We start from the raw sequence: 18,508 nt of genomic DNA, 5'->3' as shown, positions 1-18,508 counted from the left end.
ACTCACCGGCGCCAACGCAGGCTGAAAAGAAAAAGGGGCAGGCCAGGCCCACCCGCCCCTTCGCTACGCCATGTGGGCGCCGTCAGTTCACACCAACCGCGCTCCAAGCCGCGGCCACTTTGGCCGAGTAGTCGGTCCCCAGCGTGCCCACCAGTTCGGCTGCCGCTGCCAAGGTGGCAGCGCGGGCGCCGGCATAGTTGGTGTTGGAGGTCATCTTGGTGGTCAGTGCGCGGTACCAAATCTTGGCGGCGGCATCGCGGCCGATGCCGGTCAGCACCGCACTGCCGGTGGCCACGCGGGTGTTACCGGCCACGCAAGTGGGGCTCTGGCCATAGCTGCTATTCGTGCCTTCGGCCAGGATGAAGAACAGATGGTTGGCCACGCCCGAGCTGTAATGCACGTCCAGGCTGCCGACACCCGAATACCAGCAGTCGGCCGAAGCGCCGTCAGCGCTTGGCTTGATCATGCTGCGCAGATAGCCACCGGCCTTGGGCAAGCGCTCGCCAATCAGGTAGTCGCCGGGGTCGCTGGCGTTATTGGCATAGAACTCGACCATGGTGCCGAAGATGTCGCTGGTGGCTTCGTTCAAACCGCCCGACTCGCCGGAGTAGGTCAGATTGGCAGTGCGTGAGGTGACGCCGTGCGTCATCTCATGTCCGGCCACATCCAAGGAGTCGAAGGGGTTGTACCGGGTGCCATCACCGTCGCCGTAGGTCATGCAAAAGCACGAGTCGGACCAATAGGCGTTGTTGTAGTTGCGGCTGTAATGCACCCGGTTGTAGGCGCCCTTGCCGTCATTGGCGATGCCGTTGCGGCCGTGCACATTCTTGTAGTAGTCCCAGGTCACCGCGGTGCCGTACTGGGCGTCCACGCCGATGGTGGCGGTGTCGCTCACGGTGTTGTTGCCCCAGACATTGTCAGCATCGGTGAAGATGGTGCCGCCCGAGGTGCGGTTCTTCATATTGAGGGTGTACTGATTGCCGCGCGTGGGGTCGCGCAGCTCGAAACCACTGGTGAGGGAGTTGGTGGTCAGGGCCACATTGCCGCTGAAAAAGCTCTTGCCCGTGCCGGCCGCAGCGCCGGTATGGATGTCGTCCCAAGCATCGAGCTGTGCGCCAGTGTGGGCATCGACGATGACATGCATCTCGCTGGGCGTGCCATCGGCCTTGGTGCTGAAAGCGCGCACTTCCCAGGCCAGGCGGGGCTGGTCGCCGCGCGCGTAAATCATCAGCTCAGGGCTTTGGCCCTGGTTGTCGCTGCCATGCTTGGCGCTGCTCAGGCGAAGGGCCTCGTTGGCGCTGACGCCCGGCTTGGTCGTGAGGTTGAGGTTCTGGCGCAAGGTATGGCGAATGTCTTGCAAGGCGCCTTGGCGGCCGCCATGCACGATCAGGTCGCCGCCCAAGACGCGCAAGCCTTTGTAGTGGCGATCAAAGCGGGTGTGGCTGGCGCCATCGGCGTCGATGAGCACATCGCGGATCTTGTAGCTCTGGTCGGCACCATGCAGGCTGCGGCCTTGGAAGCGCTCGATATGCGTCAGCGCGTTATTGATGACGGAGGCGGATTTCGCCGCCTCCAGGCTTTGCGATTGGGCGGCGGCGCCTGTGCCAACACCCATCATCAATATGCCAAGGGCAAGGGTGACGGCTGTTTGCTTGCTACGGGTTTGGACCTTGGGAGAAAGGGAGTTCATACGGCTGTGCTCCGGGTAGAGGGATGAAGCTTGCCGCCGCCAATGGCCGGGATAGGGTCACCGCGACGACAAGAAATAAATGTGCGACTGGCGCCCAAACGCAGACATCCAGTCTTTCCCTAGCCCGGGGCCTCCTGTTATCCAATCGACACAATTTCGTGCTGTCAGCTCTGACAGCTTGTTTGTGGCGCCGGTCTGTGCCAGGCAGCTCAGCTCCTAATTCCGATTTTTGACGGCACTTGGCGGGCTGCACAGGCCACGCCCACGGTGCGATCAGCAATCAGCAATCAGCAATCAGCAATCAGCGACCAGGGCTTTGGCCTGCACAAGCGCGCGGCCATTCACTACGCACACTTCAACAACGCCAAAGCAAAAAGCCCGAACCGTTGCCAGTTCGGGCTTGGAGGGATCAGTCAGAAAAGCTCGACTTGCGAGCAGACGAGCGATGAGGCCGCCCTGCCCGCCACGCCTCAGCGGTTAAGACGCAGTGAGCTGCTTCAGGTAGAGATGAAGCGCACGGAGATCGGTGTCATTCATGGTCTTCAAGGACGAGAACGGCATCACCGCAATCGTGCTGCCGTCCTCCCGCTTGCCGCTGCGCATCATGGCCAAGAAGACGTCTGCGCTTTGATAGAGCGGCATCACACTGCCCTCGCCCGGGGCGAGGCGCGCAGCGGCCGGCCAGTCGGGCGGCGCGCCAACGATGTTGCCGCCCCGCAGGCCAACACGATGGCAGCCCACACACATCTGGGCGATATAGGCGCCATGCTCGACGCTCACGCCCTCGGCCACCGGTGTGGAAGGCGGCAAGCTGTGGTCGATCTTCATCGCCGCCTCGGGAATCTTGCCCAGGCCGTACATCACCCGGCCCGGCAAAGGCAGCTGGATGATGCCCTGCTCACGCCCCGTCTGCGCGGGAAACTGGCGCACATAGGCGACCAAGCTGGCCAGATCCGCATCGGTCAGCCGGTTGTAGTCTTCGCTCGGCATCAGGCGCAGCGCCCGACCATCGGTGCCCACCCCGTGGCGAATGCTGCGCACCCAGTCCACCGCTTGATAGGCCGCCATGCGCGGGCTGCCCGTGGTGAGATTGGGCCATGCCAATTTGAGGCCCTTGCCGTCGTCGGCCAGCGTGGCCCCAGCACCATTGGCACCATGGCAGTCAACACAGCCACGCGAGCCATACAGATACGCGCCGCGTTCGATGGCGGCAGCATCGCTGCGCAAGGCGACCGGCGCCACCATGATGTCCAAGCGGCGGGCTGCGCGCTGCTCACCCAATAACAACCCGGCAGCCACCAAGGCCCCCAGCCCCAGCAGCAGGATCACGACCAGCCACGCACCACGTTTTAGCCATCGATTCATCAAGGCCTCCAAGGCTAGGGCAGCAATTCCGCCCGCATTCTGTGCCTTGGCGATAGCCCCGCCAAGCGAGTGTTTGCCCGTAGCCTACCCGGCGCGGCGCGCCGCCCAAGGCAGCCGAATCACGGGCAAGATCGAAGCACTCCCTTGACGCGAACACCAAAGAAAAAGCCCGAACCGTTGCCGGTCCGGGCTTTTCTGCCGCTGCGAAAAAAAGCGCGCTTACTTCTTCGCTGGTGGCAAGTCGGTGCAAGAGCCATGCGCCACTTCCGCCGCCATGCCGATGCTTTCGCCCAGCGTGGGGTGCGGGTGAATGGTCTTGCCGATGTCCACGGCGTCGGCGCCCATTTCGATGGCGAGTGCAATCTCGCCAATCATGTCGCCGGCGTGGGTGCCGACGATGCCGCCGCCCAGGATCTTGCCGTGGCCATGGGCTTCCGGCGAGTCATCAAACAGCAGCTTGGTGAAGCCTTCGTCGCGGCCGTTGGCAATCGCGCGGCCAGACGCCGTCCAGGGGAACAGACCCTTCTTGACCTTGATGCCTTGGGCCTTGGCTTGGTCTTCGGTCAGACCCACCCACGCCACTTCAGGGTCGGTGTAGGCCACGCTCGGAATCACGCGGGCGTCGAACTGGCTCTTGGACAGATGGGCGTCACCCAGGATGGCACCGGCGGCGACTTCGGCCGCCACATGGGCCTCATGCACCGCCTTGTGCGCCAGCATGGGCTGACCCACAACATCGCCGATGGCGAAGATATGGGGCACATTGGTGCGCATCTGCACATCGACGTTGATGAAGCCACGGTCGGTCACGGCCACACCGGCCTTGTCGGCGGCGATCTTTTTACCATTGGGCGTGCGGCCCACGGCCTGCAAGACCAGGTCGTAGACGCCTTCGCTCTTGGTCCCGTCCAGGCCTTCGAACTGCACCTTGATGCCCTCAGGCGTGGAGGTGGCGCCGACGGTCTTGGTCTTCAACATGATGTTGTCGAAGCGCTTGGCGTTCATCTTCTGCCAGACCTTGACCAGATCGCGGTCAGCGCCTTGCATCAGGCCGTCCAGCATTTCCACCACGTCCAGGCGGGCGCCCAGGGTGCTGTAGACCGTGCCCATTTCCAGGCCGATGATGCCGCCGCCGATGATCAACATCTTCTTGGGCGTGCCCTTCAACGCCAGCGCGCCGGTCGAATCAACGATGCGCTCGTCATCCGGAAGGAAAGGCAAACGCACAGCTTGCGAGCCGGCCGCGATGATGGCCTGCTTGAAGTGGATGGTCTTCTTGGCGCCGGTCTTCTCTTGCGCAGCACCGGTGGTTTCTTCGACTTCCACATGATTGGCGTCGAGGAAATGGCCGTAGCCGCGCACGGTGGTGACCTTGCGCATCTTGGCCATGGCCGCCAGGCCGCCGGTCAGCTTGCCGATGACCTTTTCCTTGTGGCCGCGCAGCTTGTCCACATTGACGGTGGGCGCACCGAAGTCCACGCCCAGATCGCCCAAGTGCGAGACCTCGTCCATCACCGCCGCCACATGCAGCAAGGCCTTGGACGGGATGCAACCCACGTTCAGGCAAACGCCGCCCAGGGTGGCATAACGCTCCACCAAGACGACATTGAGGCCCAGATCGGCCGCGCGGAAGGCCGCCGAATAGCCGCCAGGGCCGGCGCCGAGCACCAGCAGATCGCAATGCAGATCGGCACTGCCGCTGTAGCTGGCTGCGGCGGCGACGACAGCTGCCGGCGCAGCGACTGGGGCGGCAACAGGTGCGGCTTGCGCGGGAGCAGGCGCGGCCGCCACTGCAGGCGCAGGGGCGTTGACAGTCCCCGCAGCAGCCGCTTCCAGCACCAGGATCACGCTGCCCTGGTTGACCTTGTCGCCCAGGGCGATTTTGATCTCCGCCACCACACCGGCGTGCGAGGACGGGATTTCCATCGAGGCCTTGTCGGACTCAACCGTGATCAGGCTTTGCTCCACAGCCACGGTGTCGCCCACCTTGACCAGCAACTCGATCACGGCCACGTCTTTGACGTCGCCAATATCAGGAACGAGAACATTCACTTGTGCCATGACTCAGCCCCCGATCAAAGAACAATCCGGCGGAAGTCCGCCAGCAGCGATGCGAAATAGACGTTGAAGCGCGCGGCTGCAGCGCCGTCGATCACGCGGTGATCCCAGCTCAGGCTCAGCGGCAGCATCAGGCGCGGCTGGAAAGCCTTGCCATCCCACTTGGGCTCGATCTGGCTCTTGCACACACCCATGATGGCCACTTCAGGCGCATTGATGATGGGTGTGAAGTAGCGGCCACCGATGCCACCCAGGGAAGAGATCGTGAAGCAGCCACCGCTCATCTCTGCGGGACCCAGCTTGCCGTCGCGGGCCTTCTTGGCCAGCTCGCCCATCTCGGCGCTGATCTCGAAGATGCCCTTCTTGTCGGCATCCTTGATCACCGGCACCACCAAGCCATTGGGCGTGTCCGCCGCGAAGCCGATGTTGTAGTACTTCTTCAGCACCAACTTTTGCGCGTCGCCTTCACCTTCCAGCGAGGCATTGAACTCGGGGAACTTCTTCAAGGCAGCCACGGCGGCCTTGATCATGAAGGCCAGCATCGTGACCTTGACGGCGGCCGGGTTCTTCTCGTTTTCCTTGTTCGTTTGAACGCGGAAGGCTTCGAGCTCGGTGATGTCGGCATCGTCGTGGTTGGTCACATGCGGGATGACCACCCAGTTGCGATGCAGATTGGCGCCCGAGATTTTCTTGATGCGCGACATGTCCTTGCGCTCGACCGCGCCGAACTTCTCGAAGTCCACCTTGGGCCAGGGCAGCAGGCCGGGGAAGGCGCCGCCCGAAGCGTTGGCCGAAGCAGCAGGTGCCGCAGCCTTTTGTGCCAAGGTCTGCACCGCACCGCTCATCACGCTCTTCACAAAGCCTTGCACGTCTTGCTCGGTGATGCGGCCCTTCATGCCGCTGCCGGCAACTTCCGTCAGCGGCACACCCAGCTCACGCGCCAGGCGGCGGATGCTGGGCGAGGCGTGAGGCAACTTGCCCGTGGGGGCAACGGTGGGGTTGTGTGCAGCAGCGGGCATGGCCACGCTGGCAGTTGCTACCACCGGGGCGGCGACAGCAGCGGCAGCCGGAGCTGCAGCAGCCACGGGTGCAGCGGCTGCAGCAACAGGCGCGGCGGCCGGTGCAGGCGTAGCAGCACCCGCCACTTCCACGACAGCCAGCAGCGACCCCTTGGCGATCTTGTCGCCCAGCTTGACCTTGAGTTCGCGGATCACGCCAGCGTGCGAGCTAGGGATCTCCATGGAGGCCTTATCGCTCTCCACGGTGACCAGGCTTTGCTCCATCTTGATGGTGTCACCCACCTTGACGAAGACCTCGATGACGGCGACCGAGTCGAAGTCGCCGATGTCGGGCACCACGACTTCGATGAAGCTGCTGGCAGCTGCAGCAGCGACCGGCGCGGCGGCGACGGGCGCAGGGGCGGCAACAGGCGCTGCCGCCACGGCAGGCGCGGGCGCAGCGGCAGCAGTTGCTGCACCGGCAGCTTCCACCAGCAGCACCAAACTACCTTCATTGACCTTGTCGCCGATGGCGACCTTGATCTCCTTCACCACACCGGCGTGGGTGCTCGGGATTTCCATGGAGGCCTTGTCGCTCTCCACGGTGATCAAGCTTTGTTCCAGGGCGACCGTGTCACCCACCTTGACCAGCAGCTCAATCACTGCCACGTCTTTGACGTCACCGATGTCCGGGACCTTGACTTCTACCAATGCCATGTTTGTTCTCCACTAACTCATCGCTTGCAAGCCATGCCCGGCGAAGCCAGGGCATCCATCCAGCTGAGCCCACGGATCCGGCTCTGCCGGTCCGTGTCGGGCTCTGCCCCCTTCTTTCAAATCAGGGGGGAGGCGCGTCAGCGCTTCGGGGGTGGGTTATGCGTACAGAGGGTTGATCTTGTCAGCCTTGATGCCGTACTTCGCGATCGCTTCGGCCACCTTTGCCTTAGGCAGCTTGCCCTCGTCGGCCAGGGTATTCAGCGCGGCCACCACGATGTAGTGACGGTTGATCTCGAAGTGCTCACGCAGCTTGGAGCGGAAGTCCGAACGGCCAAAGCCGTCGGTACCCAAGACCTTGTAAGTGCGACCGGCCGGCACGTAGGCGCGGATCTGCTCCGCGTAGTTCTTCATATAGTCGGTCGAGGCAATCACCGGGCCGCTGGTCTGGCTCAGCTGCTGAGCCACGAAGGACACGCGTTGCTCGGCGGTGGGGTGCAGCAGGTTGTAGCGCTCCACATCCTGGCCGTCGCGGGCCAGTTCGTTGAAGCTTGGGCAGCTCCACACATTGGCGGCCACGCCCCAGTCCTGCTCCAGCAAGTCCTTGGCGGCCAGGCTTTCGCGCAGGATGGTGCCCGAGCCCAGCAGGTTCACCGTCAGCTTGGCATCGGCGTTAGCGGCAGCCGGATCCAGCAGATACATGCCCTTCAGAATCTGCTCTTCCGTGCCGGCACGCAGGCCAGGCATGGGGTAGTTCTCGTTCAGCAGGGTGATGTAGAAGTAGATGTTCTCTTGGTTCTCCACCATGCGCTTCAGTCCGCTGTGCAGGATCACCGCCACTTCGTGCGCGAAGGTCGGGTCGTAGCTCACGCAGTTGGGGATGGTGCCGGCCAGAATGTGGCTGTGGCCATCTTCGTGCTGCAGGCCTTCGCCGTTCAGCGTGGTGCGGCCCGAGGTGCCGCCCAGCAAGAAGCCGCGCGCTTGCATATCGCCGGCCGCCCAGGCCAGGTCACCGATGCGCTGGAAGCCGAACATCGAGTAGTAGACGTAGAACGGGATCATCACCCGGTTGTTCGTCGAGTAGCTCGTGGCCGCAGCGATCCAGCTGGCCATGCCGCCGGCTTCGTTGATGCCTTCTTGCAGGATCTGGCCGTCCTTGGCCTCGCGGTAGTACATCACCTGGTCTTTGTCGACCGGCGTGTAGAGCTGACCCTTGGGGTTGTAGATACCGATCTGGCGGAACAGGCCTTCCATGCCGAAGGTGCGCGCTTCGTCAACCAGGATGGGCACGGTGCGCGGGCCCAGATCCTTGTCGCGCAGCAGCTGCGTCAGGAAGCGCACATAGGCTTGGGTAGTCGAGATTTCACGGCCTTCGGCGGTCGCGTCCAGCACGGCTTGGAAGGTGCTCAGGGGCGGAACGGTGAAGGTCTCGTCGGCCTTGACGCGGCGCTTGGGCAGGTAGCCGCCCAGGGCCTGACGGCGCTCGTGCAGATAGCGCATTTCGGGCGTGTCGTCGGCCGGCTTGTAGTACGGCAGCTTGGGCAGCTCGCTGTCAGGAATCGGGATACCGAAGCGGTCGCGGATGTACTTGATGTCCTCATCCGTCAGTTTCTTGGTCTGGTGAACGGTGTTCTTGCCTTCACCGGCCTTGCCCATGCCATAGCCCTTAACCGTCTTGACCAGCAAGAGCGTGGGCTGACCCGAGTTGTTGTTGTGGGCCGCATGGAACGCAGCAAAGACCTTCTCGGGCTGGTGGCCACCGCGGCGCAGCTCGAAGATCTCTTCGTCGCTCATGTGCTCGACCAGCTTGGCGGTCTCGGGGTACTTGCCGAAGAAGTTCTTGCGCACAAAGGCGCCGTCATTGGCCTTCATGGCTTGATAGTCACCGTCCACGGTTTCCATCATCAGCTGCTTCAACTTGCCGCTCTTGTCGCGAGCCAGCAGCTCGTCCCAGCCCTTGCCCCAGATCAGCTTGATGACGTTCCAGCCGCTGCCGCGGAACTCGCCTTCCAGCTCTTGGATGATCTTGCCGTTGCCGCGCACTGGGCCGTCCAGGCGCTGCAGATTGCAGTTGATGACGAAGACCAGATTGTCCAAACCTTCGCGCGCGGCGAGGCCAATGGCGCCCAGCGATTCCGGCTCGTCCATCTCGCCGTCGCCCATAAAGGCCCAGACCTTGCGGTTCTCGGTATTGGCAATGCCGCGAGCATGCAGATACTTCAGGAAGCGCGCCTGGTAGATGGCCATCAAAGGGCCCAAGCCCATTGAGACGGTGGGGAACTGCCAGAACTCGGGCATCAGCTTGGGATGCGGGTAGCTGGACAGGCCTTGGCCGTCCACTTCCTGGCGGAAGTTGTCGAGCTGCGCTTCGGACAGGCGGCCTTCCAGGAAAGCGCGGGCATAGATGCCGGGCGCGCTGTGGCCTTGGATATAGAGCAGATCGCCGCCGTGGTTTTCACTCTCGGCATGCCAGAAATGGTTGAAGCCGGCGCCCAACATCGAAGCCAGTGAGGCGAAGGAGCCGATATGGCCGCCCAGGTCGCCGCCGTCAGCCGGGTTCAGGCGATTGGCCCGCACCACCATGGCCATGGCATTCCAGCGCATATAGGCGCGCAGGCGCTTTTCGATTTCGATATTGCCGGGGCAACGCACTTCCTGGTTGGCAGGAATGGTGTTGACGTAAGCCGTATTGGCCGAGAACGGCACGTCGATGCCGGCTTGGCGGGCATGATCGATCAGGCTTTCGAGCAAGAAATGCGCACGCTCACCACCCTCTTCACCAATCACGGCGGACAGCGCGTCCAACCATTCCTTGGTTTCCAGCGAATCGGTGTCAGTGGCGGCTGCGCCTAGAAAAGACTGTGGCTGCGCGGACATGCATGTCTCCAAACTTTGGGGTATCGGGCCAGTTGCGCCAGCTTCTTTGCTGGCCACATTCTCGCCATTTGACAAACCGCTTGGCCGGGCAAATTCAGGCCGGACCAAGCGCCAAGGGCAAACGTCTCTTGCTTTTGGCTTTTCGCGTTTGCGCGCAGTGTCTCACAACTTTGCGCCACTCTCAAATTGTGCGAGAGCATTTCGTAATGTGGAATTACGTACGTAAAACCCGCCATGGATCGCACAGGCTGCCGGGCTCGCTTTAATCTCGATCGGCACTTCAAGGGCTCTGATAATCGCGCCATGCCCTTCCCGTTCAAACTGAAAAACTATCGCAGCCCCCTGGTGGGCCCACTGCAGCAAAAGGCCATGGTTTGGTGGCGCCGTCAGTCGCCCTCGCGGCAAGACCGCTTCGCGACCTTAGGCCCGCTGATTTCGGTGCTGCTGTTCCTGATGGCCATCATCTTGGCCTTTTGGTATTTGCGGAACGAGGAAGTTGAGCGCGAGACTGAAGCCGTTAAGCGCGACACCGAAATTGCCCAGCAGCAAATTCGCCTGCGTTTGATCGAGAACCAAGAGCAGTTGGTGCGCATCGCCCGCGAGATCGCGACCCGCGCCACGGACGCGCAAGAGTTCTCGACCCAGGCCGCCACCTTCGCCCGCGAGCGCCCCGAGATCACCCATGTGACCTGGTTGTCTAGCCGGCGCGATCGCCGCGCCAGCGTCAGCGCCGCCGGCTTTCAGGCCGACAGCCTGATGGTGCCGGACGGCAATGACCCCTCCATGCCCATGGCCAACCAGTCCAATGCGCCAACGCTGGCCTTCGAGGCCGCACGCGAACGCCGGGCACCGGTCTACTCGGCCCCTTTCCGCGACGCCAACAACACCACCGTGTTCCAGATTCAGGTGCCTTTGCTGGATCGCAATGGCTTCTCAGGCGTGGTGATTGCCGAGTACTCGGTAGAGGCCTTGCTGCGCTATTACATCCCCAGCGAGGTCGCCTCGCGCCATGTGGTCAGCGTACTGGACTCGGGCGAGCAAGTGGTCTCCAGCACCGTCACCCCCATGCCGGGCAAACCGACCAAGCTGCCGTCCATCCTGCATGAGGTGCCGCTGGCCCCGGCGCTGAACGGCTTGGTGCTGCGCGGCGAGGGCTATCGAAGCAGCTTCGGTCTGATCAGCAACACCTTGTTCTGGATGGTGGTGGCGCTGTCGACCCTGACGGTGTGGATGCTCCTGGGCACCTGGCGCCATATGCGCCGGCGCCTGCAGATTCAGAACGCCTTGAGTTCGGAGATGAACTTCCGCCGCGCGATGGAGAATTCCATGCTGACCGGCATGAGGGCCATGGACATGGAGTCACGCATCTCCTACGTCAACCCGGCTTTTTGCGCCATGACCGGCTTCTCGGAAGCCGAGTTGGTGGGCCGCAAGCCGCCCTTCCCTTTCTGGCCGCCGGACCGCTTTGAAGAAAACGGCCGCCTGCTGGCGCAAGAGATCAACGGCCGCAGCCCGGCAGGTGGCGCCGAGGTCAAGATCATGCGCAAGGACGGCAGCATTTTTGACGGCCGCATCTACCTCTCACCCCTGGTGGATGCCAAGGGCAAGCAAAGCGGCTGGATGACCTCGATGACCAATATCACCGAGGCCAAACGCGTGCGCGATCAGCTTTCCGCCTCGCACGAACGTTTCACCACGGTGTTGGAAGGCCTGGACGCGGCCGTGTCGGTGCTCTCAGTGCAGCAGGGCGAGTTGCTCTTCGCCAACCGCAGCTACCGGCTCTGGTTCGGCGCCGACCCGGCCGGCCACGCCCAGCTCTCCGGCAGCCAGCTGGGCCGCAGCGCCGGGCCGGATGTGGATGAGGAGGTGGACGACTACTCCGGCCTGCCCGCCCAGCATCTGACCGAAACCGGCTCCGACCCGCGCGAGGTCTATGTCGAGTCGCTGGAGATGTGGTTCGACGTGCGCAGCCGCTATCTGCAATGGACCGATGGCCGCTTGGCGCAGATGCTGATCGCCACCGACATCACCACCCGCCGCAAGGCCGAGGCCCTGGCCGCCAGCCAGGCCGAGAAGGCGCAGATGACCAGCCGCCTGATGACCATGGGCGAGATGGCGTCCAGCGTGGCGCATGAGCTGAACCAGCCGCTCACCGCCATCACCAATTACTGCAACGGCATGGTCAGCCGGGTGCGCAACGACGCGATTCAAAAAGAAGACCTGCTGGCCGCGCTGGAGAAAACCGCCAAGCAAGCGGCGCGCGCCGGGCAGATCATTCACCGCATCCGCAACTTCGTGAAGCGCAGCGAGCCCAAGCGCGAAGCGGCCAATGCCTACGACATCGTCGAGGACGCGGTCGAGTTGGCCGGCATCGAGCTGCGGCGCCGCAATGTCGCCATCCACACCTATATCGCGCAGCGCCTGCCGCAGCTGATGGTGGACCCCATCCTGATCGAACAGGTCTTGATGAATCTGCTGAAGAACGCGGCGGAAGCGATCGACAACGCCGGCCTGCCGGCCTCGCGCCGCCACATTGAGCTGCGCGTGGTGCCCAAGCACACGCCCGAATTGGGCGGGCACATAGACTTCAGCGTCACCGATATGGGCCCGGGCATGCCCGAAGAAGTGATCTCCAGAATGTACGAGGCCTTTTTCTCCACCAAGTCCGACGGTTTGGGCATCGGCCTAGGGTTATGCCGGTCTATCGTCGAGTCTCACCAGGGTCGGATCAGGGCTGAGAACTTATACAATGGGGACGCAGTTGTAGGCTGCAGGTTCGCCTTCAGCATTCCAGTAGACATCTCACGCACTGAGGTCCCCACAGGGGCATCGGTCAGCGGCACAAACCAAATAGCGACACCATGAGTCTGATTCCGAAAAAGGGTAATGTCTACGTTGTCGATGACGACGAGGCCGTACGCGATTCCTTGCAATGGCTGCTCGAAGGCAAGGATTACCGCGTCAAGTGCTTTGACTCCGCCGAGTCCTTCCTGAGCCGCTACGACCCCCGCGAAGTTGCCTGCCTGATCGCCGACATCCGCATGGAAGGCATGAGCGGCCTGGAGTTGCAAGACCGCCTGCTCGAGCGCAAGAGCCCCCTGCCCGTGGTCTTCATCACCGGCCACGGCGATGTGCCCATGGCCGTGCAGACCATGAAGAAGGGCGCGATGGACTTCATCGAAAAGCCCTTCAAGGAAGACGAATTGGTCAACCTGGTTGAGCGCATGCTGGACCAGGCCCGCAACGCCTTCTCCACCCACCAAGAAGCCGCCAGCCGCGACGCCCTGCTGTCCCGCCTGACCACGCGTGAAGCCCAGGTGCTGGAGCGCATCGTCGCCGGCCGCCTGAACAAGCAGATCGCCGACGACCTCGGCATCAGCATCAAAACGGTGGAAGCGCACCGCGCCAACATCATGGAAAAGCTCAATGCCAACACGGTGGCCGATCTGCTCAAGATCGCACTCGGCGCCCCGGCCAAGGCCTGAGCCCCACCCGCCCCGCCAAAACGGCCGCTGATTGTTCAGCGGCTTTTTGCATTTTCAAAGTCCAAGTTTTTACGTCCAGCATCACCGGAGTCCACAGCCATGACAGCCCAACTCATCGACGGCAACGCCCTGTCCCAACAAGTCCGCGCCGAAGTGGCGCAGCGCGCTGCGGCGCTGACCGCCAAGGGTGTGAAGCCCGGCCTGGCCGTGGTGCTGGTGGGCGACAACCCGGCCTCCCAGGTGTATGTGCGCAACAAGGTCAAGGCCTGCCAAGACGCCGGCCTGCACTCGGTGCTGGAGAAGTACGAAGCCACGATGAGCGAGGCCGAACTGCTGGCCCGCATCGACGCACTCAACAATGACCCCAGCATCCACGGCATCTTGGTGCAACTGCCCCTGCCCAAGCACATCGACGACCACAAGGTCATCGAAGCCATCTCTCCGGCCAAGGACGTGGACGGCTTCGCGATTGAGAGCGCCGGCGCACTGATGGTCGGCGAGGCTGGCTTCAAGGCCTGCACCCCTTACGGCTGCATGAAGATGCTGGAGAGCATCGGCATGATGGACCTGCGCGGCAAGCACGCCGTGGTGATCGGCCGCTCCAACATCGTCGGCAAGCCCATGGCCATGATGCTCTTGCAGGCCAATGCCACCGTAACGGTCTGCCACAGCGGTACCACTGACTTGGCCCACCACACCCGCCAAGCAGACATCGTCGTAGCCGCCGTGGGCAAGCGCGATGTGCTGACCGCCGATATGGTCAAGCCCGGCGCTGTGGTCATCGATGTGGGCATGAACCGCAATGATGAAGGCAAGCTCTGCGGCGACGTCGACTTCGCCGGCGTCAAGGAAGTGGCCGGCTGGATCACCCCGGTGCCCGGCGGCGTTGGCCCCATGACCATCACCATGCTCCTGGTCAACACCATGGAATCGGCTGAACGAACTGCAGCCTTGGCCGGCTAAAGCTAGACTGGCCCAGCCCCACCTCGCCCGCTCAAAGCAAGCAAGCAGGCACGCCCCACGACCATCCCGAAAGCATCGATGAGCAACCCACTGCTGAGTACCGCCGCCCTGCCCGCCTTCGCCAGCATCCGGCCCGAACATATCCAGCCCGCCATCGAACAATTGCTGGCCGAGGCCGATGCGGCGCTGGCCCTGGCCACCTCCGAGCAAACCCCGGCGGACTACGACGCTCTGTCGGCCTGCTTGGGCGTGGCCACCGAGCGCCTGGGCGCGTCCTGGGGGGCGGTGAGCCACCTGAATGCCGTGGCCAATAGCCCCGAGCTGCGCGAGGCCTACAACGCCGCCCTGCCCGCCGTCACCGAGTTCTTCACCCGCCAGGGTTCGGACGAAGCCTTGTACGCCAAGTACAAAGCCATCGCCCAAAGCCCGGCTGCGGCGCAGCTGAACCCGGCGCGCAAGCAAGCACTCAAGCTCTGGCTGCGCGACTTCGTGCTCTCAGGCGCCGAGCTCAGCGGTGCGGCCAAGGAGCGCTTTGCCGCCATTCAGGAGCGCAGCGCCGAGCTGGCGCAAAAGTTCTCCGAGCATGTGCTGGACGCCACCGATGGCTTTGCCTACTACGCCACGCTGGAAGAGCTGGCCGGTGTGCCCGCCGACGCAATCGAGGCCGCGCGCAGCGCCGCCGAGGCTGAGGGCAAGCCAGGCTACAAGCTCACCCTGCACTTCCCCAGCTATTTGCCAGTGATGCAGTACGCCGAGAACCGCGCCCTGCGCGAGCGGCTCTACACCGCCTATGTCACCCGCGCCAGCGAGCTGGGCGACAAGCCCGAGTGGGACAACAGCGCCATCATCGAAGAGCTGCTGCAACTGCGCCAAGAAGAAGCCGTGCTGCTGGGCTTCAAGAACTTTGCCGAAGCCTCGCTGGCGGCCAAGATGGCCAGCTCCCCCGCGCAAGTGCTGGAGTTCTTGCGTGACCTGTCCGCCCGCGCCCGCCCCTATGCCGAGCAAGACCTGGCCGAGCTGCGCAACTTTGCCGCCGCCGAGCTGGGCCTGGCCGAGCTGCAAGTCTGGGACAACGCCTACGCCTCCGAAAAGCTCAAGGAAGCCCGCTACGCTTTCAGCGACCAGGAGCTGCGCCAGTACTTCACCCTGCCGCGCGTGATGCAAGGCCTGTTCGACATCATCGAGCGCCTGTTCAACGTCAAAATCGTTGAGCAAGCCGCCGAGGTCTGGCACGAGTCCGTCAAGTTTTACCGCTTGGATCGCGGCGGCGAGCTGGTCGGCCAGTTCTATTTGGACCTCTACGCCCGCGCCGGCAAACGCCCCGGCGCCTGGATGGACGAAGTGCGCAGCCGCTGGGCCCGCCCGGAAGGCAGCCAGCAAACGCCGGTGGCGCAGCTGGTGTGCAACTTCTCTTCGCCACAAGGCGACAAGCCCGCGCTGCTGAGTCACGACGACGTTACTACCCTCTTCCACGAATTCGGCCACGGCCTGCACCATCTGCTGACCCAGGTGGATGAACTGGGCGTGTCCGGCATCTCCGGCGTGGAGTGGGACGCGGTGGAGTTGCCCAGCCAGTTCATGGAGAACTTCTGCTGGGAATGGGAAGTCTTGCAGCAACTCACCAGCCATGTGGACAGCGGCGAGGCGCTGCCGCGCGCGCTGTTCGACAAGATGCTGGCGGCCAAGAACTTCCAGAGCGGCCTGCAAACCCTGCGCCAGATCGAGTTCGCTTTGTTCGATATGCGCTTGCATGCCGAGCCGGGCACCGAGAAGGCCGTGCAAGCCGTGCTGGACGAAGTGCGGCAAGAGGTCTCCGTGATCCCAGCGCCCGCCTTCAATCGCAGCCAGCACAGCTTCTCGCACATCTTCGCGGGCGGCTACTCGGCCGGCTACTACAGCTACAAATGGGCCGAGCTGCTCAGCGCCGATGCCTGGAGCGCGTTCGAAGTGGAAGGCGTTTTCAACGCCGCCACCGGCGCACGCTATCTGCAAAACATTCTGGAAGTGGGCGGCTCACGCGAGGCGATGGAAAGCTTCAAAGCCTTCCGCGGCCGCGAGCCACAGATCGACGCCTTGCTGCGCCATCAAGGCATGGCCTGAGCGAGGCCTGCTTTGCGCGGTACGCTGAAACTGCGGCTTAGCGCCGCAGCGGCAGCCGCGCTCTGACCTGATGGCGCTGGCCTTCTTGAGCGAACGAAAGCTGGCCGCCCAGGCGCACCACCGTTTGTTGCACGATGGCCAGCCCCAAGCCAAAGCCCGGCAGATTACGGCTGGCATCCCCCCGGGCAAAGGCTTCCAGCAAATGGCCGCCCCCACCCGGCGGCAGACCCGGCCCCGCATCCGAGACAAGCAGCATGGCGGCATCGTCGCCATGCCATGCGATCACCACCACCACCGGTATGCCGCCATGCTTGAGCGCGTTGTCGATCAAGTTGACGATCAAGCGCTCAATCAACAAACCATGGGCACGCTGCAACAGCAAGGTGGGCGGCGCCCGAAGGGCCAGTTCAGTCACCGGCCGCTCAAAGCCAGCCACCGCCCGCTGCGCCACAGCAACCAAATCAACCACCTCATCCAAGTCGACGGCACTGGCGCGCACAAACTCCAGAAAGCTGGCGGTGAGGCGGTCCGCATGATCAACATTGCGCGTGATGCTGGCCACGCCGTCGGCATTGTCGGCCGACTCCGGCAGCATCTCGGCGGCCAAACGGATGCGGCTCAAAGGGCTGCGTAAATCATGTGAGACCCCCGCCAACAGCAGTGCACGCTCGCGTTCATTGCGTTGCAGGCGTTCGGCCAAGGACTGATAGGCCGTGGCGATCGCCACCAACTCCGGCGGCGCGCGACCGGCTTGCGGGCTGAGCTGCAAAGCCGCCGGCTGATGCCCGCTCTCGGCATGCGCCTGCATGCGCTCCCGCAGTTGCGCTAGCGGCCCGGTCAGATTGCGCGCCAAGCTACGGCTGAGCAAGGCAATCACCGTGATGAGCATGAGCATGCCAACCGTCATGCGCGGGGCCCAATGCGGTAGCGCTGTGGCGGCCAGCCCGCTCAACCAGACGCCCTCCGTGTCGGCCAGACGCGCGTGGATCCAAAGCCTGGCATGGCCCTCGCTGTGGTTCAACCTGACTTGATCAACGGCGATCCCGAGGCGGGCCAACTCCCGCACAAACTCACCTACTGCCGGCAAGGCCGTCACCTGCAGGCTGAAGTCCTCGGGTGGCCCGGCATGCCTGTGGATGCCCGACACCAAACCGTAGGCGGGCACGATCTCCCGATCGGGGGAGCGGATCGTTTCGACAATCTGCGGCGCCAGCAAGGCGGCAAATTGAGGTGCCAGCACCTGATTGCGCTCCACCACGAGCAGGCCACCAAAGACCAGCACAAAACTGCCCAGCAACAAGACCTGGGCCAGCAGCAGACGCAGGAACAGCGAGTCGATGCGCTCAGGAAGCATCGTCACCTGCGCCCTGCCCCAGCACACCGCGAGGCACGAAGGCATAGCCCTCACCGCGCACGGTTTCGATCCAATCGCTGCCGGGGATGGCCTGCGCGAGACGCCGGCGCAGGCGCCCGACCTGCACATCCACCGTGCGGTCTTGCGGCCGGTAGCGCCCCGCCTGCACCGCATCACTGAGCTGCTCCCGCGACACCGCTTGGCCGGGCGTGCGAATCAGCTCCAGCAAGAGCCTGAACTCAATGCCCGTCAACGCAATCACCTGCTCATTCACCAGCACTTCGCGGCGCAGCAAATTGACGCTCAAAGGGCCAAAGTTCCAATGCGTGGGCGGCTGGGCCGCGACGGGCGTTTGCCGCCTGATCAAAGCGCGCAAGCGCGCGACCAGCTCGCGCTTCTCAAACGGCTTGGCCAGATAGTCATCCGCCCCCAACTCCAAACCCAGCACACGGTCAAAAGGATCGCCGCGCGCCGTCAACATCAAGATACCCAAACTCGGATAAGCGGCTCGCCAGCGCCGGCACAAGTCCATGCCGCTGGCGTCGGGCAACATCACATCGAGCAAGACGACAGCCGGCAAACCGGCCGCCAGGGCTTGCTCCGCCTGCGCAGCGTTGAGAGCGGCCCGCACCGACCAGCCCTCGGCCTGCAAGAGGCGCAGCAACATGGCGGAGAGCTCGGCGTCGTCATCGACAAGGAGCAAAGAAGGTTGCGACATCAAGTGCGCCGGCTGAGTGAATAGGAATGCGTGCAGTGACTGCAAGGCGCCCGATCGTAAGCCAAATGGCCCACAAGTCCGCATGACATTGCCGCAGCAAATGCGACAGCGCTGTCATGAATCGTCGCCTTATGTCGCACACGCGGGACGCGATTCTTCAGACACTGCCTTCGCTGCGTACCCACG

At 63.4% G+C, this 18,508-nt stretch carries 11 protein-coding genes; 4 read left to right on the top strand and 7 right to left on the bottom strand.

Annotated features, from left to right (window positions below; genetic code table 11):
- Window positions 1-82 precede the first annotated feature (82 nt).
- The 5 genes from AT984_RS02945 to aceE form a co-directional block, all read right to left on the bottom strand.
- Window positions 83-1,690 (bottom strand): M4 family metallopeptidase, encoded by a 1,608-nt coding sequence (locus AT984_RS02945; protein ID WP_058718831.1) that lies wholly within the window; start codon window positions 1,688-1,690, stop codon window positions 83-85.
- Between the two features lie 477 nt (window positions 1,691-2,167).
- On the bottom strand, window positions 2,168-3,055 hold the full coding sequence (locus AT984_RS02940; RefSeq protein WP_058722049.1) for a c-type cytochrome: 888 nt from the start codon (window positions 3,053-3,055) through the stop codon (window positions 2,168-2,170).
- A gap of 219 nt (window positions 3,056-3,274) precedes the next feature.
- Window positions 3,275-5,116: a dihydrolipoyl dehydrogenase gene (gene lpdA / locus AT984_RS02935; protein WP_058718830.1), complete on the bottom strand. Its 1,842-nt coding sequence runs from the start codon at window positions 5,114-5,116 to the stop codon at window positions 3,275-3,277.
- A gap of 14 nt (window positions 5,117-5,130) precedes the next feature.
- On the bottom strand, window positions 5,131-6,828 hold the full coding sequence (gene aceF / locus AT984_RS02930) for a dihydrolipoyllysine-residue acetyltransferase (RefSeq protein ID WP_058718829.1): 1,698 nt from the start codon (window positions 6,826-6,828) through the stop codon (window positions 5,131-5,133).
- 156 nt (window positions 6,829-6,984) lie between these two features.
- Entirely contained in the window at window positions 6,985-9,702 is a 2,718-nt protein-coding gene (gene aceE / locus AT984_RS02925) for a pyruvate dehydrogenase (acetyl-transferring), homodimeric type (protein ID WP_058718828.1), read from the bottom strand.
- Window positions 9,703-10,071: 369 nt separating this feature from the next.
- Here aceE and AT984_RS02920 point away from each other — a divergent pair, with 369 nt between their 5' ends.
- From AT984_RS02920 to AT984_RS02905, 4 genes are all read left to right on the top strand, one after another.
- Window positions 10,072-12,567, top strand: a complete 2,496-nt coding sequence (locus tag AT984_RS02920) for a PAS domain S-box protein (RefSeq protein ID WP_231741697.1) — start codon at window positions 10,072-10,074, stop codon at window positions 12,565-12,567.
- On the top strand, window positions 12,564-13,187 hold the full coding sequence (locus tag AT984_RS02915; RefSeq protein ID WP_058718827.1) for a response regulator transcription factor: 624 nt from the start codon (window positions 12,564-12,566) through the stop codon (window positions 13,185-13,187). Before AT984_RS02920 ends, AT984_RS02915 begins: the two co-directional genes overlap by 4 nt.
- 99 nt (window positions 13,188-13,286) lie before the next feature.
- A complete protein-coding gene (gene folD / locus AT984_RS02910; protein WP_058718826.1) occupies window positions 13,287-14,150 on the top strand; it encodes a bifunctional methylenetetrahydrofolate dehydrogenase/methenyltetrahydrofolate cyclohydrolase FolD in 864 nt (287 codons plus the stop codon).
- Between the two features lie 78 nt (window positions 14,151-14,228).
- Entirely contained in the window at window positions 14,229-16,250 is a 2,022-nt protein-coding gene (locus tag AT984_RS02905) for a M3 family metallopeptidase (protein ID WP_058718825.1), read from the top strand.
- A 37-nt stretch (window positions 16,251-16,287) separates the two neighbouring features.
- Here the strand turns inward: AT984_RS02905 and AT984_RS02900 are convergent, their stop codons facing one another.
- Window positions 16,288-17,604 (bottom strand): sensor histidine kinase, encoded by a 1,317-nt coding sequence (locus tag AT984_RS02900; protein WP_058718824.1) that lies wholly within the window; start codon window positions 17,602-17,604, stop codon window positions 16,288-16,290.
- Complete coding sequence (locus AT984_RS02895) at window positions 17,594-18,322, bottom strand: response regulator transcription factor (RefSeq protein WP_058718823.1); 729 nt, start codon at window positions 18,320-18,322, stop codon at window positions 17,594-17,596. Before AT984_RS02895 ends, AT984_RS02900 begins: the two co-directional genes overlap by 11 nt.
- Window positions 18,323-18,508 lie beyond the last annotated feature (186 nt).

Source organism: Paucibacter sp. KCTC 42545 (assembly GCF_001477625.1).
In the GTDB taxonomy this organism is placed as follows: Bacteria; Pseudomonadota; Gammaproteobacteria; order Burkholderiales; family Burkholderiaceae_C; genus Paucibacter_A.
Note: the sequence above shows the minus strand (reverse complement) of the source record. Positions and strands in the feature narration are given on the sequence as shown.